Genomic DNA, 16,315 nt, shown 5'->3' on the forward strand with positions numbered 1-16,315 from the left:
CGGCCGGGGTACGACCACCGCGCTCAGGCGATGCAGGCGCAGACGATCAGTGCGGCCCCGAAGTGGGTGGCGGCGCTGACCCGGGCCGCCGGGTGCGGCTCGTCCGAGCAGATGATCTCGCCAAGCTTGCCCGGGGTGAGCAGGTCGAGCACGAAGAAGGCCAGCGCCATGATTGCCAACCCGACGATCCCGAACACCACCGTGGAGGCGAGCCCCCTGCCGAAGTCGCTGTAGCTGGTGAGGATCGCGGTGAAGACGATCCCGGCGATGCCGAGCTGGTTGGCGGCCAGCAGCAGCCCCGCGTTGGCGTTGCGCTGCACCCAGATCAGCTCCCGCAACCGGCCCGGCGTGAGCAGGTCGACCAGCACGAAGCCGGCCGCCATCAGCCCCACGCCGATGATCCCGAACACGACGCTCTGCCAGGCACCGCTGAGCAGATCCTCCAGCACCGACTGCCTCCCGAGTCTCCGACCGGAGGGGTACCGGCCGCGGTGATCGAGACGATAGCGGCAGCGCGCAACCGCGTCAGCCCCCCGCGCGGGGCGCGGCTAGAGCGCCAGGTAACGCTGCCGCTCGTACGGGGTGACCTCGCGGCGGTACTGCTCCCACTCGGCCCGCTTGTTGCGCAGGAAGAAGTCGAAGACGTGCTCGCCCAGCACCTCGGCGACCAGCTCGGAACCGGCCATCACGTCGATCGCCTCGGCGAGGTTCTCCGGCAGCGCCTCGTATCCCATCGCGCGCCGCTCGGCGCTGGTCAGCGACCACACGTCGTCCTCGGCGCCCGGAGGCAGCTCGTAGCCCTCCTCGATGCCCTTCAGCCCGGCACCGAGCAGCACCGCGAAGGCCAGGTACGGGTTCGCCGCCGAGTCCAGTGAGCGGACCTCCACGCGGGCCGAGTTGGGCTTGCCGTACGCGGGCACCCGGACCAGCGCGGAACGGTTCAGGTGACCCCAGCAGACGTACGCCGGGCTCTCGGTGATCCGGTCGGGCAACGCCTGCGGAAAGAGCCGCTTGTACGAGTTGACCCACTGGTTGGTGACCGCCGTGTACTCCCGGGCGTGCACGAGCAGGCCGGCGATGAACGACTTCGCCACCTTGGAGAGCTTCATCGGGTCACCGGCGTCGTGGAAGGCGTTGCGCTCCCCCTCGAACAGCGACAGGTGGGTGTGCATGCCGCTGCCCGGCTGGTCGGTGAACGGCTTCGGCATGAAGCTGGCCTGCACACCGGTGGACAGCGCCACCTCCTTGACCACGTGCCGGAAGGTCATGATGTTGTCGGCGGTGGTGAGCGCGTCGGCGTACCGCAGGTCGATCTCCTGCTGGCCGGGCGCGACCTCGTGGTGGCTGAACTCCACCGAGATGCCGATCCGCTCCAGCGCCAGCACGCCCTGTCGGCGGAAGTCCCGGGCCACGGCGTGCGTGGTGTGCTCGAAGTAGCCGCCGGTGTCGACCGGAACGGGCACCGAGCCGTCCTGCGGGCCGTTCTCCAGCAGGAAGAACTCGATCTCAGGGTGGGTGTAGAAGGTGAAACCCTTCTCGGCGGCCTTGGACAGCGCGCGGCGCAGCACGTGCCGGGGGTCGGCCCAGGACGGCCCTCCGTCGGGCAGCAGGATGTCGCAGAACATCCGGGCGCTCTCGCCGCTGACCCCACCCTCGAACGGGAAGACCTGGAAGGTCGTCGGGTCGGGCATGGCCACCATGTCCGATTCGAAGACCCGGGCGAAGCCCTCGATCGCCGAGCCGTCGAAACCGATGCCCTCCTCGAAGGCCGCCTCCAGCTCGGCGGGCGCCACCGAGACGCTCTTGAGTGTGCCCAGCACGTCGGTGAACCACAGCCGGACGAACCGGATGTCCCGCTCTTCCAGCGTACGGAGGACGAACTCCTGCTGACGGTCCACTTCCACCCCTCGCAACACCTGTTTGCCGTCGCCTGCCGGGCCGGCCCGGCCTGACCGACCAGTCTCCACGGGTCCGGTTACGCCGACGTTACGCCAACGCCCGGCCGCCGTCCCGCTCTGCCCGTCCAGGTGCCGACCGGTGGGCCGGGAGCCGGCCCGGAGCGCCGGCCCATCGACCGGCGGCGGTCCGGCCGCACGCGTGGCGGCCGTCTCCCGCCGGCACCGTGTCCGCCCCGACGGGCTGGGGCAAAATGAGGACATGCCCACCCTGCGTCTCGCCCTGTCCCAGGTCAACCCGAGCGTCGGCGACCTCGCCGGCAACGCCGACCTGGTCCGCAGCCGGACCCGCCAGGCCTTCGACGCCGGCGCCCAGTTGGTGCTCTTTCCGGAGATGATGCTGACCGGATACCCGGTCGAGGACCTGGTCTTCCGGCGCTCGTTCGTCGCCGCGTCCCGCGCCGCCCTGGAGCAGCTCGCCGCCGACCTCGCCGGCGACGGCCTCGGTGAGCTGCCGGTGGTCGTCGGCTACCTGGACGCGGACGGGCCACCCCAGGTCAGCGGGGACGCCGAGCAGGGCCGAGGCGCCCGCAACGCCGCCGCCCTGCTGCACCGGGGCGCCGTCGTCGCCCGCTACTTCAAGCACCACCTGCCCAACTACGGCGTCTTCGACGAGGACCGCTACTTCGTCTCCGGCGACGAGCTGACCGTCGTGCGGATCGGCGGGGTGGACGTCGCGCTGACCATCTGCGAGGACCTGTGGCAGGCCGGTGGCCCGTTCACCGCCGCCCGCCAGGCCGGGGTGGCCCTGGTGGTCAACATCAACGGCTCGCCGTACGAGCTGAACAAGGACGACATCCGGTTGCCGCTGGTCCGCCGGCGGGCCGCCGAGGCGGGCGCCGCCGTCGCGTACGTCAACATGATCGGCGGGCAGGACGAGCTGGTCTTCGAGGGCGACTCGATGATCGTGACCGCCGACGGCGAGGTGCTGGCGCGCGCCCCGCAGTTCGTCGAGCACCTGCTCGTCCACGACATCGAGCTGCCGGCCGCCGCCGCGCCACCGGCCGGTGAGACCGTCGCGGACGGCATGCGGGTGGTGCACCGCACCCTGGACGGCATCCCGCCCACGCCGCCCGGCCCGGCCGCCACCGGCGGGCTGATCGAGCCGGTGGCCGACGAGGCCGAGGTGTGGCACGCGCTGGTCCTCGGCCTGCGCGACTACGTGAACAAGAACCGGTTCCCGTCGGTGGTGCTCGGCCTCTCCGGCGGCATCGACTCGGCGGTGGTGGCCGCGCTGGCCGTCGACGCGCTCGGCCCGGACCGGGTGGTCGGGGTGTCGCTGCCGAGCCAGCACTCCTCGGAGCACTCCCGGGAGGACGCCGAGGACATGGCCAAGCGCACCGGGCTGGACTACCGCATCGAGCCGATCCAACCGATGGTGGACGGGTTCCTGGCCAACCTGTCGTTGTCCGGGGTGGCGGTGGAGAACCTGCAGGCCCGGGTCCGCGGCGTGATCCTGATGGCGCTGTCGAACCAGGAGGGCCACCTCGTGCTGACCACCGGCAACAAGAGCGAGCTGGCGGTCGGCTACTCCACGCTGTACGGCGACTCGGTGGGCGGCTTCAACCCGGTCAAGGACGTGTGGAAGACGCTGATCTGGCGGCTGGCCACATGGCGCAACGCCGACGCGGCCCGGCGCGGCGAGACCCCGCCGATCCCGGAGAACTCGATCGGCAAGCCGCCGAGCGCCGAGCTGAGCCCGGGCCAGCTCGACAGTGACACCCTGCCCGACTACGACGTACTGGACCCGATCCTGATCGGCTACGTCGACGGTGACCTGGGCCGGGACGGGCTTGTCGAGTCGGGCCACGACCCGGCGGTGGTGGACAAGGTGCTGCGGCTGGTGGATACCGCCGAGTACAAGCGGCGGCAGTCCGCTCCGGGCACGAAGATCTCGATGAAGGCGTTCGGCCGGGACCGCCGGCTGCCGATCACCAACCGGTGGCGGGAGCACGGCTGAGCCGTACACCCGGGGTGTCGGGTCGGTGGCACGGCCCGGCACCGCCTCGCGGCGGCCTCGCGGCGGCCTCGCGGCGGCCTCGCGGTGGCCTCGCGGTGGTGGAGTGACATCTTGCACTGGGCTCTGCCGTCACCCCGTCCCGCGGTGCGACGATCCCGGGGAACCCGGGGACCGCGCAGGCGGCCTCGAGGAAGGAGACGGAGATGGTGGAGTCCACGCCGAACGAGGTGACCGCGCTGTACGGCGGTCCGGCAACACGACGGGTCCGCACCCGCGACCTGGTGGCCGCCAAGGAGCGCGGCGAACGGTGGCCGATGCTCACCTCGTACGACCAGTACACCGCGTCGATCTTCGACCAGGCCGGCGTGCCGGTGCTGCTGGTCGGCGACTCGGCCGCCAACAACGTGTTCGGCTACGAGACGACCCTGCCGGTCACCGCCGAGGAGCTGCTCCCGCTGGTACGGGCCGTGGTGCGGGCGACCCGGCAGGCACTGATCGTCGGTGACCTGCCGTTCGGCTCGTACGAGGAGGGTCCGGCCCAGGCGCTGCGCACCGCCGTCCGGTTCATGAAGGAGGGTGGCTGCCACGCGGTGAAGCTGGAGGGTGGCCGCCGCTGCGCCGCGCAGATCGCCGCGATCGTCGGCGCCGGCATTCCGGTGATGGCGCACATCGGCTTCACCCCGCAGAGCGAGCACACCCTGGGCGGCTACCGCGTTCAGGGCCGGGGCGACGCGGCCGACGAGGTGCTCGCCGACGCCCGGGCGGTGACGGAGGCGGGCGCGTTCGCGGTGGTGCTGGAGATGGTGCCCGGCGAGGTCGCCAAGCGGATCACCCACGAACTGCCGATCCCCACCGTGGGCATCGGCGCCGGCCCGGACACCGACGCGCAGGTGCTGGTCTGGCAGGACATGGCCGGGCTGCGCACCGGCAGGGCACCACGCTTCGTCAAGCGGTACGCGGACCTGGCGGGCGCCCTCACCGACGCCACCCGCCGTTTCGCCGACGAGGTCCGCGGCGGCGAGTTCCCGGCCGCCGAACACACCTTCTAGGCCCATGATCGCGCTCGATCCAGGATGTAGTGGCCTCCCGCAACGAGGAGGGGCCTCTTTCCAGGATCGAGCGCGATCATCACGCGGCGGCGCGGTGGGGCGGCGCGGTGGGCCGGCGCGGCGCGGTGGGGTGGGGCGGCGCGGGGCGGGGCTCAGATGTCGGTGACGCGGATGCCGGCGTGTGCCTTGTAGCGCTTGTTGACGGCGATCAGGTTGGCGGTGAACGCCTCGACCTGGTGGGCGTTGCGTAGCCGGCCGGCATAGATGCCGCGCATTCCGGGGATCCGGGCGGCGAGCGCGCCGACCACGTCGACCAGTTCGCGGTCCTCGGTGCAGATCAACACGTCCAGGTCGATCCGGTCGATCTCGGGGTTGGCCAGCAGCGGGGCACTGACGTGGTTGAACGCCGCGCAGACCCGGGAGTCGGGCAGTAACGCCGCGGCCTGCTGCACGGCGCTGCCCTCGGCGACGGTCAGCGCGTACGGGCCCTGCTTGTCGAAGCCGAGCGGGTTGACACAGTCGACGACGATCGTGCCGGCGAGAGGCTCGGCGAGGGCGGCGACGGTGGCGGCGTGTCCGTCCCACGGCACCGCGATGATCACCACATCGCTCCGTCGGGCCACCTCGTCGTTGGCCGCGCCGGTGACGTCGACGTCGGCAGGCATCCGGGGCAGGGCGGCGATCTCGGCCGCGGACTCGGCGGCCCGTTCAGCCGACCGGGAGCCGATCAGCACCGCCTGGCCGGCCCGCCCGAACCGGTAGGCGAGGCCCCGCCCCTGGTCGCCGGTGCCGCCGATGATGCCGACCGTCAGCCCGGACACGTCGGGCAGCGTGCTCGCGTCGTATGCCATGGGCTCATCCTCGCAAACCGCCGGCGGCGGGGCAGAGCCGGCAACGAGCCACAGCGCGCGGCGGGCCAGAACCGGCAACGAGCCACAGCGCGCGGCGGGCCAGAACCGGCAACGAGCCAGAGCGCGCGGCGGGTCTCGGCAGTCAGGCCACCTCGAACAGCACCGTGCGGGCGGTCGGGTCAGCCGTGACAAGTCGGACCCGGACCCGTTCACCGAGCGGCAGTTGGCCGAGGCAGCGGCCGCGTACCGGCGGGGCGTCCAGCGCGACCGTGCCGCCGGGCGGTCGGGGACGGGAGCGGCCGTTGGGTGGGGCGTCCACGTCCAGCACGGCCGCGTCGAAGGTCTCGCCCACCCGGGGCGCCAGCAGTACCGCCTCGGCCAGGTCGACGGCGCCCCGCGCGGCCGCCGAGGCGGTCCGGTCGGTGCTCGCCATCACCTCGGGCAGCCGTGGCAGCGCGGCGCGGGCCCAGTCGGGCACCGGCCGGCCCGCGTGCAGGGCCAGGCAGACCTCGGTGGCGTACCGGTCGGCCAGGCGCCGCAGCGGCGCCGTGACGTGGGCGTACGCCGCTGCAACCCCGCCGTGCTCCGGATGCTCCGGCGGCGCTCCGTCGAAGGCGGTGTACGCGGCACCGCGCATCAGTTCGGCCGCTTGGTCGATGAACGCGGCGGCGCGCGGTTGGGCGGCGTCGAGACCGGCGATCACCTGGCCCGGGCCGACGCCGTCCGGCCAGTGCACGCCCAGCGGCGCGGCGGCGGCCCGCAGCCGCTGCACCGCCTCCGGTTTCGGCGCCGGCATGGTCCGCAGCACGCCGACCCGGCCGGCCAGCATGATGTCGGCGGCGGCCATGCCGGTCAGCAGGGAGATCTGCGCGTTGTGCTCCTCCATGAGCGCCGGCGCGCGCAGCACCAGCCGCCACCCCTCGCCGTCGGGCTCCAGATCCTGCTCCGGCAGCGGCAGGTTGATGGCGCCGCGACGCAACCCTCGGGCAGTCAGCCGGTCGCCGATCTCGGGCAGTAGCTCGATCGGGTCCGGCAGCGACCCGGCGTCGGCTGCCGCCTGCACCCCGGTGTAGTCGAGTTTGGCCCGGCTGCGCACCAGGGCGCGTTCCAACTCGACGGCCACGGTGGCACCGTCGGCGTCCAGGTCGATGGTCCAGATCACCGCGGCCCGGTCGTCGTCGGGCAACAGGCTGGCCGCACCCTCGCTGAGCGTCCGCGGATGCAGCGGCACGTTTCCGTCGGGCAGGTAGATGGTCTGCCCTCGCCGCCAGGTCTCCGCCTCCAGCGCGCCGCCCGGCCGGACGTGCGCCGCGACGTCGGCGATCGCGTACCGCACCCGGTAGCCGCCACCCGGGCGGCGGGCGAGGTGCATCGCCTGGTCCAGGTCGCGGGACGAGGCCGGATCGACCGTGACGAAGGGTATGTCGGTGCGGTCGACGGGCGGCTGCGGCGGTGCGGCGGCCGCCTCGTCGGCCTCGCGCTGAGCGTCGGTCGGAAAGGTCTCGGGCAGGCCGAGCTCGCGGCGCAGCGCGCCGAAGTCGATGCGGGGCGCGAGTACGCGTCGGATGACCACGAGTCAATCCTGACAGTGCCGTGAGTGATCCGCTTCCGGTGACCGGCCGAAAATGCGCCAGGTCGAGCCGAACCAGCCGGGTCTACCCGCTCAGCCGGCGGTCTTCCCAGCGGCGCCGCGCGTACCCCGGGGGGTGGTGGTCCGCGCGGCGGCCGGGCCGGCCGGCGACTTGCGGGCGGTCACCGCGCGGGCCGGGGCCTTGGCCGCGACGGTCTTCTTCGCCGGGGCCCTCTTCGCCGCCGCCTTGCGCGCGGTGGTCGACGAGGTGCCGCTCACCTTCGCGGCCGGGGCCTTTCTGGCCGGGGCCTTGCGGGCGCCGCCGCTGGGGCGGGTGGTGGCGGTCTTCTTCGCCGTCGTCTTCGTCGCCGGCGCCTTCTTGGCGGCGGTCTTCGTGGCGGCCGTCTTCTGCGCCGCTGTCTTCTTCACGGCGGATGCGGTCTTCTTGACGGCGGACGCCTTGGTCGCGGTCTTGCGCCCCGGTGCCTTCGCGGCGGCAGTGGTCTTCTTCGCCGCCGCCGCCGAACCGGTGGTCTTCCTCGCGGCGCTCACCGTCTTCTTCGCCGTACCGGTGGTCTTCTTCGCGGCGGCGGTGGTCTTCCTGGCCGCGGACGCCGGGGCCCGCTTGGCGGTGGCGGTCGTCGTGCGGGTGGCGGTCGAGGTCTTCGCCGGCGCCTTCTTGGCCGCGGTCGTGGCCTTGGTCGTGGCCTTGGTCGTGGCCTTGGTCGTGGCCTTCTTCGCGGGGGCCTTCGTGGCCGCCGTGGTGGTCTTCTTCGCCGGGGCGCGCCCCGCGCCGCCGGCAGCCTTCCTGGCCGGGGCCTTCGCCGCCGACGCGCCCGCCGTGGACCTGCGGACGGGGGTGGTCCGGCTCGCGGCCGTGTTCCGCTCCGCCGCGGCGGTCTTCTTCGCGGTGGTGCGTCGGGCGGCCGGGCGGGTGGTGGCCTGCTGTGCTTCGGCCATCGTGGTTCCCTCCTTGGGGACGTGCTCTCGCGTGCGTCCTCGCGGAGCACGAAATATCTCGGCGCGGGCCGTCCCGCGCCGCCTACCTGTCCTCCCCGGCCCAACGAGCGTCCTCGGCATCCCACGCCTCGTTCCGCTCCTGCACTCGATGCAGGGCGTTCTCCGCGTCGGCCGCCGAGTCGTACGGGCCGAGAACGTGCTTCGCCGGGCACACGTCGGCGTCCGTCTCGACCCGGTGGTGCCGGGTGCACCAGTAGAACTGCCCACCACGTCCGCTGTCGCTCATGGGAATCACTGTGCACCGCGAACCGACCGGCCGCCACCGGATCGCACAAGTCGCCGACCCTCTCCACAGTAGATATGCATGACGCGTCGGGGGCGGGAACACCGAAACGCGTGGCACCGGAACACCGAAAGACGCGCAGGTCAGTCTCACCGCGCCCCGGCCTATGATCGCCGGATGGCGATACCGGACTACATCCTGGGGATGCGCAAACACGTCGGCCACGACCTGCTCTGGCTGCCCAGCGTCAGCGCGGTGGTCCGCAACGACACCGGTGAGCTGTTGCTCGGTCAGCGTGCCGACGACGGGCGCTGGTCGGTGATCAGCGGATTCGTCGAGCCGGGTGAGCAGCCGGCCACCGCGCTGGTCCGCGAGGTGCGGGAGGAGACGGGTCTGGACGTCGCGCCGATGCGGTTGTCCAGTGCCGTCTCGCACCCGCACACGTACCCCAATGGCGACCGCTGCGAATACCTGAACCTGGGTTTCCTGTGTCGACTGGTGGCCGGCACCGCCCGGGTCAACGATGACGAGTCGCTGGACGTGCGGTGGTTCCCCCTGGACCGGCTGCCCGAGCTGGACAAGCACGCCCTGCTGGTCATCGCCTACGCGCTGCGTGAGAACCAGTCGGCCGGTTACCTGCAGCCGGGCACGAGTTGGGACGACGTGCCCAGCTGAGCGGCACGGCTCAGACCGACGACGGGGTCGGCGCGAGGGCGACCGGCACGGCGGGCGCGGACCGGGCCGCCCGGATGGTGTACGCGAGCGCGTAGGGCATGCACGCCAGGTAGAACACGGGCTCCACCAGCACCCGGTTGGTGATCAGGAAGATCTCCCACGGGATGGGCCGGGGTAGGCCGAAGTTCCAGTTCGTCCACGAGGCGAAGAGCCACAGCGGCGCGGAGGTCCGGTCGACACTCTCCCGGGCATCGATGACCGGCCCAACGCCGATGCCGCCCGGGAAGGTGTCGACGACGGCGAGGATCACCGCGAGGTCGGCGGCGGCGAGCGCGCCGAGGACGCCCACCCACCACGCTGCGCGGAGCCGACCCCGCGCGGCGAGGTTCGCGGCGGCCCAGAGGGCCAGCGTCAGGCCGGCCAACCAGAGCAACAGACCTGGTACGGCGCCGGCCAGGCCGTCCGGGTAGATGACGTACAGGAGCGGAACCGCTGTCGCGCCGATGGGCAGCACCACGCCGAGCGCGATGCGCAGCGGGCCGTCGATGGCGCTGTGCCGGGCCCAGCGCGCGGCGAACACCGCCAGCAGCAGCGCGAGCCCGACGGTGATCGCCGCCCAGAGCGGCCTCTGCGCCCGCTCCGACCACCTCTCGGTCATCAGCCAGCGCTGGATCGGGTACAGGGCGTACGCACTGGCGAGCACGATCCCGACGCAGGCGACCGGGGACAGCAGCAACGCGGCCACCGTTTGACCAGCCCGCCCGCGCGTGAGCCTGCGGTCGACGAGCGGGGCACCGGCGCGACTGACGGCGAGGCTCAGCGCGAAGCCGACCATCTTCGTCCGGCGACCGCTCTCGGCGAGCACGTGCACCTCTGCGACCCACTCGCGGCGCAGGTCGTCGCGGATCTCGGCCGGCCAGCGGCGCGCGGCCAGTTCGAGCAGCACCTCGGCCGCTCGGCGGGTCACCATGCTGGCGCTCCGGTGGGCTCGGCGCCGCCCCACGAGGGACGACCACCGGGGATCGCGGCGCGCAGGTCGGCGAGCGCCCGCCGGGCCAGCGCCACCCCTTCGGCCGTCAGGCGGTAGTAGCGACGGGCTGGCCGGCCGGCCGCGACGGGATCGATCGCCTCCCAGTCGGCGGCCAGCCAGCCGGCCCCTGTGAGCCGGTGCAGCACCGGATAGAGGGTGCCGCTGGGTAGGCCGGTCAGACGCATCAGGTCCAGCCCGTACCGCTGCGCGTCAGGCTCGGCGAGCAGCGCCGCGAGCACCTTCGCGACCGGAATCGTGATCCGCATCGGACCACTGTATCGGTTCTCTACATAGGGGTGGGTACCCGTTGAACGGGAATCCACAACTCGGCGTCCGCACTCGGTGCCGTTCGCGGCCACTCGGACCCGGGAGGTGGTCCACCCCGGTGCCCACTTTCCGGCCGGTCAGCGCTCGACCGCCGCCTCGGCGCGTGGCCGATGTCGTAGGCTGGCGGACTTTGCTTCTCGAGGAGGTTGCCGTGGTCGAGTATCCGCAGGACGTCGTGCAGCGCTTCCACGGCACCCCCGAGCAGGTGGACGCCGGCCTGGTGGGCGAGCGGCCACGGACGTGGGCTTCCGTCGTCATCGAGGAGTACGACCCGGCCTGGGCGCATCGGTTCGCCGCCGTCCGCTCGTCGCTCGCCGAGGCCCTGGGTGGCCTGATCATCGCTGTGGAACATGTCGGGTCCACGGCGGTGCCGGGGCTGGTGGCCAAGCCCGTCATCGACATCGACGTGCTCATCGAGAACACCGCAGACGAGTCCAGCTATCTGCCCGCGCTGGAAGGCCTCGGATACCGACTCGTTCTCCGGGAGCCATGGTGGCAGGGGCATCGGATGCTCCTCAGCCCCGCCGAGGACGTCAACCTGCACGTCTGGCCGCAGGGTGCGCCGGAGCCCGTCCGGCACCGGCTGTTCCGCGACTGGCTGCGCTCGCATCCGCAGGACCGCGAGTTGTACGCCGCGAGCAAGCGCCGCCTCGCGCGGGACACCGCAAGCCGTCCGCGCGACTACAGCCTGGCGAAGAACGACGTCATCGACGGGATCTACGCGCGCATCTTCGCCGCCGCCGAAGGTCGTGCGTAGATCTTTGGACAGTTACCGTTACCAGCTAACGGAAACTGTCCAAGATCTGGTGGCGGCCCCCGGATGCAGTCAGCCAGCCAGCAGAACGGGGTCGCAAGTCACCGCCAACCGTGACCTCTCAGCGGGTCCGCTGCTGCATGATCCAGGTGGGCACGGGCTCCGAGAGCGAGTCCACCACCTCCCAGCCGGCGCGGCGATACAGCTCCACGTTGGCCGGGTTGCTGGTCTCCTCCCAGATAGCGACGGACGCACCCCCACCGATCGTCCAGATCGACGACCTGTGCACCCGCTTGTCGAAGAGGTTTCCGAAGAAGGCTGCGGCATACCGCGGATACGTTCTCGCGTCGGGGAACAGGTACCGCAGAACGGGATCGTTGACGAACGCGGCCACCAGCGAACCGACCACCGTGTCGCGGGCCGCCGGGGTGGCGATGGTGATGTCGGACGCTGTCACAGCAATCGACACTATCCCGAAAAGCACCTTGACTCGGCGACGGTGCCAGGACGGAGACTCGTCCCATGGACATTGACGACTACCGGCGGCACTCCCCCTACAGCGATCCCGGTCGGCACGGCGGGCTCCTCGACGCCGTGCCCGCCGACATTCCCACCGTGGCGGCGACCGTCCGCAACGTGATCGTCCACTACCGGGCCGGTGGCGTCGAGCTGCCCAGCGACCGGCTGGACGAGGTGAACTGCCGCTGGGTGGACCGCATCCTCGACACCGACCAGTCCCGCTTTCCCCTGCCCCTCACGACCGAGCGCACGGTAGCCGACCGGGTAGCCGGCTGCTGCCGGGACCACACCCTGCTCTCCGTCGCGATACTCCGCCAGCACCGCATTCCCAGCCGCAGCCGGGTCGGCTTCGCCTCCTACTTCTCGCCCGGCTGGTATCACGATCACGTGCTGGTGGAGTACTGGAACGGCCACCGCTGGGTCTGGGCGGATCCGGAGATCGACCCCGGTGGCGACTGGCAGTTCGACGGGTACGACATCGACCCGAAGGCTGGACTCTTCGACTCGGCAGCTCGGGTGTGGTCGGCCTACCGGGCCGGGACGATCGACCCCGACGTCTACGGCGTGAGCCCGGAGCTGCCGATCCGTGGCGACTGGTTCATCCACGACTACGTCCTGCTCGAACTGGCCCACCGGCAGACCGACGAGCTGCTGCTCTGGGACAGCCTCGACGCGATGACCGACGACGTCACCACCGCCGACCTCACCCTCGTCGACGAGATCGCCGCCCTGCTGCTCGCCGCCGACGACGGCGACGAGGCCGCGGAGAAGGCGCTCGCCGACCGGTACGCGACCGACGCACGTCTGCGTCCCGACGATCGAGTGCGCAGCACCTCACCGGTCTCCGGCACGATGAGCGTGGTGGATCTGCGCCGCTGATCGGGCCTATCCGAAGGTGAAGGCGTACGCCTCGGCGCCGGGCTCGCCGAACGTGATCTCCAGGGTCCGCTCGCGGACCGCGCCGTTCTGGCGTACGAGCTGGTGGAGGCGGCCGTCCTGGAGCACGCCGTTGCCGTCGGAGTCGACGTCGACTCCGTGTGACGGGCCGGGTGGCTCGCCGTCGAGGAGCACGCGGAACGGGATCGATGACCCCGCTCCGGGGGCCAGCACGAGATGCGCGTCGCGTGCGTGGAACCGGACGGCGACGCTGCCGCCGGCCCGGTCGACCACGACGTTCTCCACCCCGATCGTCCACTCGCCAGCCAGGCCCCACTGGTTGAGGCTCAGGCTCTCCGGCAGCTCGTAGGCGCGGCGCTCGTCGAGCACGGCGCCGTTCGGCGACGCGAAGTCCTCGCCGCGACCGAAACCGAGGTACGTCTCGGGTGTACGCAGGTTGTCCCAGTCGGCCTCCGCCTCCGGGCCGAGACCGTCGACGGCAACGGGTTCGCGCTCGATGCCGAGCAGTTGCTGCAGGACGCGCTCGGACTGCTCGTAGCGCCCCTCACCGAAGTGGTCGTCTCGGATCACGCCGTCGGTGTCGACGAAGTAGAGCGCCGGCCAGTAGTGGTTGTCGAAGGCGTTCCAGATCGTGTGGTCGTTGTCGACCGCGACCGGGTAGTCGATCGCTCGTGCCGCGACCGCCCGTCGCACCCACTCGACGTCGTGCTCGAACGAGAACTCCGGCGTGTGCACCCCGACGACGACCAGCCCGTCGTCGCGGTAGGCCCGCGACCAGGCACGGACGTACGGCTCCTGGCGCAGCCAGTTGACGCACGTCAGCGTCCAGAAGTTCACGAGAACGGCGCGCCCACGCAGGTCGGCGGGACCCAGTGGCGCGGAGTTGAGCCACTCGGCCGCCCCGTCGAGCGGGGGCAGGTGCGGAAGCCCGGACGTGGCCATCTAGCGCAGCGACCGGAAGGCGGTGCGAAGCTCCTCGGAGAAGATCTTCGGCTGCTCCCAGGCAGCGAAGTGCCCACCCGTGTCGAGCTTGTTGTAGTAGACGAGGTTCGGGTACGCCTGCTCGGCCCAGCTCTGCGGGGCCTCGTAGAGCTCGTCGGGAAAGACGCTCACGGCGACCGGGACGTTGACGCCCTTGGCGGCGAAGAACGAGAGCTTGTTCTCCGCGTACAGGCGGGAGGCGGAGATCGCCGTGTTCGTCAGCCAGTAGAGCGAGATGTTGTCCAGGATGTCGTCGCGGGTGAGGCCCGCGGTGGCGCCCTCGAAGACCTGCGAGATCAGGTGCAGACTTTTCGCGTCGTGGTCGAGCAGGAAGGACGCCAGGCCGACCGGAGAATCCGCCAACCCGGTCAGCGTCTGCGGACGCGTCGCCATCATGAGGGCGTAGGCGACGTGTTTCCAGACGTAGTCCAACTCCGTGGCCGCACGCATCTCGTCGTCGGACAGACCCGACGGCAGCGAACCCATGGCGTTGTTCGCGCCGGTGGTGTCGCCCTGGAACACCAGGTCGATGTCGGGTGGGACCGCACCCGCCATGTTGGTGTGGATGCCGAGCAGTTCCGGAGGCGCCTGCACCCCCATCTGGTCCACGACGACCGCACCCCAGTCGCCGCCCTGCGCGACGAACCGCGAGTAGCCCAGACGCTTCATCAGCTCCGTCCAGGCGGTCGCGATCTTTTCCGGGTTCCAGCCCGACGACGTCGGCTTGCCCGAGAACCCGTGACCGGGCAGCGACGGAATCACCAGGTGGAAGGCGTCCGATGCGCTTGCGCCGTGTGCCGTGGGATCGGTGAGCGGCTCGATGATCTTCATCTGCTCGATCACCGACCCGGGCCAGCCGTGGGTGACGATGAGCGGCAGCGCATCCTCGTGCTTCGAACGCACGTGGAGAAAGTGGATGTCCACTCCGTCGATGGCGGTCACGAACTGGGGTACGGCGTTCAGCCGCGCCTCGATCGATCGCCAGTCGTACTCCTTCTCCCAGTAGCGGGCAACGGCCTGGATCGTCGCGAGTGGCACGCCCTGCGACTGGTCGTCGACGGTTTCCTTTTCCGGCCAACGCGTCGCCGCGATGCGCCTCCGCAGGTCATCAAGGTCCGCCTGAGGGATTTCCACCGTGAACGGGCGAATCTCCGTCGTGCGGGGGCGTGCTGTGGTCTTGACAGCCATGCGTGCTTTCCTCTCGGTCTGAGCTGGTGGGGGGCACCTCGGCCGGGCCTGGACCGCCTTCCCGTGATCGCGGACGGCTAACGGTGTCACTGGGCCTTCGGCGCCGGCCCCACCTCGACACCGGCGGCCTGCCGGACCATGTGATTGGCATCGGTACGGGAGATCGCAGTGGCGCGCAGCAGGTCTCTGGCGATGGTCCGGACCTGGGCCATCACCACGGTGCCCGACAACCCCAGGCCCTCGCGCGCGGCCTGGCCGGCCTCGTGGACCGCCCGCAGTGCCTGGTGCCGAGCCGATGACGGCTCGCGTCCCCGGATGAACTCCAGATGCAGCTGCCGGACGGCGCCACCCAGGTCGATGACGGCATCGCTGAGCGCCGCAGGAATCGCCTCACCGTCACTGATCGCGGTGTACGCGCGTCGGGCCAGGCCACGGCCACCCAGCACGGCCCGGTCCAGGTGCTCGGCGCCGGCGCGGTACTCCCGCAGCGTGTTGCGCCAGCGGAGGCGTTGGGGCGAGTATCTGACCACCTCGGCACCGCCCTGAACGGCGTCCGAGAGCTGGGCCAACTGCGCGCCCATCGCCCGCAGCCCACCGAGCGCGGTGTCGACGGCCTTCGCATCGCGGCGGGCCAGCGCCTGACCCACCGTGGTGAACTGGTGCGCCAGGTTGTCCAGCTCCGGGCCGGCGGCCCGCTCGACGATCCGCAGCGGGTTGAGCGGAAACAGCAGGAGCACCACGGTGAGAGCCGTCGCGCCTCCGATGACGGCGTTGAACACCTGCGGCGCGTCGACCCGGGCATGGGCGGGGGCGATGCTCGACACCAGCACGGCGGTGCCGCCCGCCTGCGTGATCAGGCCACCTCGCCCGTAGAGGGCGATCGCGGTCACGATGGTGGCCGTCACGATGAGCCCGATCTGCCAGGCCCCACGGTCGATCATCACGACGAGCCCGTCGGCGATGGCCGCGCCCAGTGCCACCCCCACGACGAGTTCGACCGTACGGCGCAACCGTTGCCCGGCCGCCGCCGCGACGGTGCCGACCGCCGCGATGGGCGCGAAGACCGGGTTGGCGTCGAAGTCGATGGCGTCGGCGATCGTCCAGGCGAGGCCCGCCGCAATACCGGCCTGCACCGCGACGACGAGGTAGATCCCGAGTTGCCGGCGCCGCTCCCGCCCGGTGGTCCGCCGCTTGGACCGCCACCGACGGATCACCTCGTCGGCGCGGTCGTCGTGGGCGTCACCGGGGCGATCGGTCCGCGCGTCGGGAGTGTGTCGTCGCCCTCGCATGGCCCGGACTACCCCGATCGCCTGCGG

At 71.5% G+C, this 16,315-nt stretch carries 17 protein-coding genes; 5 read left to right on the forward strand and 12 right to left on the reverse strand.

Annotated elements, in window-relative coordinates; all coding sequences use genetic code 11:
- Positions 1-23: 23 nt before the first annotated feature.
- Positions 24-449 (reverse strand): DUF350 domain-containing protein, encoded by a 426-nt coding sequence (locus tag ACLJN9_RS11220; RefSeq protein ID WP_410811115.1) that lies wholly within the window; start codon positions 447-449, stop codon positions 24-26.
- A 99-nt stretch (positions 450-548) separates the two neighbouring features.
- Positions 549-1,898 carry a type I glutamate--ammonia ligase gene (gene glnA / locus ACLJN9_RS11225; RefSeq protein ID WP_410811117.1) on the reverse strand — a complete coding sequence of 450 codons (1,350 nt, stop codon included), beginning with the start codon at positions 1,896-1,898 and terminating at the stop codon, positions 549-551.
- A 259-nt stretch (positions 1,899-2,157) separates the two neighbouring features.
- Between glnA and ACLJN9_RS11230 the strand changes: the two genes are divergently transcribed.
- A complete protein-coding gene (locus ACLJN9_RS11230; RefSeq protein ID WP_410811119.1) occupies positions 2,158-3,915 on the forward strand; it encodes an NAD+ synthase in 1,758 nt (585 codons plus the stop codon).
- 203 nt (positions 3,916-4,118) lie between these two features.
- The gene (gene panB / locus ACLJN9_RS11235) at positions 4,119-4,964 is read left to right on the forward strand and encodes a 3-methyl-2-oxobutanoate hydroxymethyltransferase (protein WP_410811120.1); all 846 of its coding nucleotides are present in this window, start codon (positions 4,119-4,121) and stop codon (positions 4,962-4,964) included.
- 152 nt (positions 4,965-5,116) lie between these two features.
- Here panB and npdG read toward each other — a convergent pair whose 3' ends face one another.
- The 4 genes from npdG to ACLJN9_RS11255 form a co-directional block, all read right to left on the reverse strand.
- On the reverse strand, positions 5,117-5,815 hold the full coding sequence (gene npdG, locus ACLJN9_RS11240; protein ID WP_410811121.1) for an NADPH-dependent F420 reductase: 699 nt from the start codon (positions 5,813-5,815) through the stop codon (positions 5,117-5,119).
- A gap of 142 nt (positions 5,816-5,957) precedes the next feature.
- Positions 5,958-7,388, reverse strand: a complete 1,431-nt coding sequence (locus tag ACLJN9_RS11245; RefSeq protein ID WP_410811122.1) for an RNB domain-containing ribonuclease — start codon at positions 7,386-7,388, stop codon at positions 5,958-5,960.
- Positions 7,389-7,478: 90 nt separating this feature from the next.
- Complete coding sequence (locus ACLJN9_RS11250) at positions 7,479-8,345, reverse strand: histone (RefSeq protein ID WP_410811123.1); 867 nt, start codon at positions 8,343-8,345, stop codon at positions 7,479-7,481.
- Positions 8,346-8,427: 82 nt separating this feature from the next.
- Positions 8,428-8,631 carry a hypothetical protein gene (locus tag ACLJN9_RS11255; protein ID WP_410811124.1) on the reverse strand — a complete coding sequence of 68 codons (204 nt, stop codon included), beginning with the start codon at positions 8,629-8,631 and terminating at the stop codon, positions 8,428-8,430.
- Between the two features lie 174 nt (positions 8,632-8,805).
- Between ACLJN9_RS11255 and ACLJN9_RS11260 the strand changes: the two genes are divergently transcribed.
- On the forward strand, positions 8,806-9,303 hold the full coding sequence (locus tag ACLJN9_RS11260) for an NUDIX hydrolase (protein ID WP_410811125.1): 498 nt from the start codon (positions 8,806-8,808) through the stop codon (positions 9,301-9,303).
- A gap of 10 nt (positions 9,304-9,313) precedes the next feature.
- Here the strand turns inward: ACLJN9_RS11260 and ACLJN9_RS11265 are convergent, their stop codons facing one another.
- Positions 9,314-10,273: a hypothetical protein gene (locus tag ACLJN9_RS11265; protein WP_410811126.1), complete on the reverse strand. Its 960-nt coding sequence runs from the start codon at positions 10,271-10,273 to the stop codon at positions 9,314-9,316.
- Complete coding sequence (locus ACLJN9_RS11270; protein ID WP_410811127.1) at positions 10,267-10,599, reverse strand: PadR family transcriptional regulator; 333 nt, start codon at positions 10,597-10,599, stop codon at positions 10,267-10,269. Before ACLJN9_RS11270 ends, ACLJN9_RS11265 begins: the two co-directional genes overlap by 7 nt.
- Before the next feature lie 212 nt (positions 10,600-10,811).
- Between ACLJN9_RS11270 and ACLJN9_RS11275 the strand changes: the two genes are divergently transcribed.
- Entirely contained in the window at positions 10,812-11,417 is a 606-nt protein-coding gene (locus ACLJN9_RS11275; protein WP_410811128.1) for a GrpB family protein, read from the forward strand.
- A gap of 118 nt (positions 11,418-11,535) precedes the next feature.
- Here ACLJN9_RS11275 and ACLJN9_RS11280 read toward each other — a convergent pair whose 3' ends face one another.
- Entirely contained in the window at positions 11,536-11,871 is a 336-nt protein-coding gene (locus ACLJN9_RS11280; RefSeq protein ID WP_410811129.1) for a hypothetical protein, read from the reverse strand.
- A 65-nt stretch (positions 11,872-11,936) separates the two neighbouring features.
- On the opposite strand from ACLJN9_RS11280, the gene ACLJN9_RS11285 reads away from it, so the two are divergent.
- Positions 11,937-12,812: a transglutaminase domain-containing protein gene (locus ACLJN9_RS11285; protein WP_410811130.1), complete on the forward strand. Its 876-nt coding sequence runs from the start codon at positions 11,937-11,939 to the stop codon at positions 12,810-12,812.
- 6 nt (positions 12,813-12,818) lie between these two features.
- Here the strand turns inward: ACLJN9_RS11285 and ACLJN9_RS11290 are convergent, their stop codons facing one another.
- The 3 genes from ACLJN9_RS11290 to ACLJN9_RS11300 all read right to left on the reverse strand — a co-directional run bounded on the left by ACLJN9_RS11290 (position 12,819) and on the right by ACLJN9_RS11300 (position 16,288).
- Positions 12,819-13,772: a redoxin domain-containing protein gene (locus ACLJN9_RS11290; RefSeq protein ID WP_410811131.1), complete on the reverse strand. Its 954-nt coding sequence runs from the start codon at positions 13,770-13,772 to the stop codon at positions 12,819-12,821.
- On the reverse strand, positions 13,773-14,999 hold the full coding sequence (locus tag ACLJN9_RS11295; protein ID WP_410811132.1) for an epoxide hydrolase family protein: 1,227 nt from the start codon (positions 14,997-14,999) through the stop codon (positions 13,773-13,775).
- 86 nt (positions 15,000-15,085) lie between these two features.
- The gene (locus tag ACLJN9_RS11300; protein ID WP_410811133.1) at positions 15,086-16,288 is read right to left on the reverse strand and encodes an FUSC family protein; all 1,203 of its coding nucleotides are present in this window, start codon (positions 16,286-16,288) and stop codon (positions 15,086-15,088) included.
- Positions 16,289-16,315: the final 27 nt, after the last annotated feature.

The organism is Micromonospora sp. 067-2 (genome assembly GCF_046549295.1).
GTDB lineage: Bacteria > Actinomycetota > Actinomycetes > Mycobacteriales > Micromonosporaceae > Micromonospora.

Bases quoted from the DNA above. Each gene is read 5' to 3' on its own strand.
- ACLJN9_RS11230 (WP_410811119.1), top strand. From the start codon at position 2,158: ATGCCCACCCTGCGTCTCGCCCTGTCCCAGGTCAACCCGAGCGTCGGC.
- panB (WP_410811120.1), top strand. From the start codon at position 4,119: ATGGTGGAGTCCACGCCGAACGAGGTGACCGCGCTGTACGGCGGTCCG.
- npdG (WP_410811121.1), bottom strand. From the start codon at position 5,815: ATGGCATACGACGCGAGCACGCTGCCCGACGTGTCCGGGCTGACGGTC.
- ACLJN9_RS11250 (WP_410811123.1), bottom strand. From the start codon at position 8,345: ATGGCCGAAGCACAGCAGGCCACCACCCGCCCGGCCGCCCGACGCACC.
- ACLJN9_RS11255 (WP_410811124.1), bottom strand. From the start codon at position 8,631: ATGAGCGACAGCGGACGTGGTGGGCAGTTCTACTGGTGCACCCGGCAC.
- ACLJN9_RS11260 (WP_410811125.1), top strand. From the start codon at position 8,806: ATGGCGATACCGGACTACATCCTGGGGATGCGCAAACACGTCGGCCAC.
- ACLJN9_RS11265 (WP_410811126.1), bottom strand. From the start codon at position 10,273: ATGGTGACCCGCCGAGCGGCCGAGGTGCTGCTCGAACTGGCCGCGCGC.
- ACLJN9_RS11270 (WP_410811127.1), bottom strand. From the start codon at position 10,599: ATGCGGATCACGATTCCGGTCGCGAAGGTGCTCGCGGCGCTGCTCGCC.
- ACLJN9_RS11285 (WP_410811130.1), top strand. From the start codon at position 11,937: ATGGACATTGACGACTACCGGCGGCACTCCCCCTACAGCGATCCCGGT.
- ACLJN9_RS11290 (WP_410811131.1), bottom strand. From the start codon at position 13,772: ATGGCCACGTCCGGGCTTCCGCACCTGCCCCCGCTCGACGGGGCGGCC.
- ACLJN9_RS11295 (WP_410811132.1), bottom strand. From the start codon at position 14,999: ATGGCTGTCAAGACCACAGCACGCCCCCGCACGACGGAGATTCGCCCG.
- ACLJN9_RS11300 (WP_410811133.1), bottom strand. From the start codon at position 16,288: ATGCGAGGGCGACGACACACTCCCGACGCGCGGACCGATCGCCCCGGT.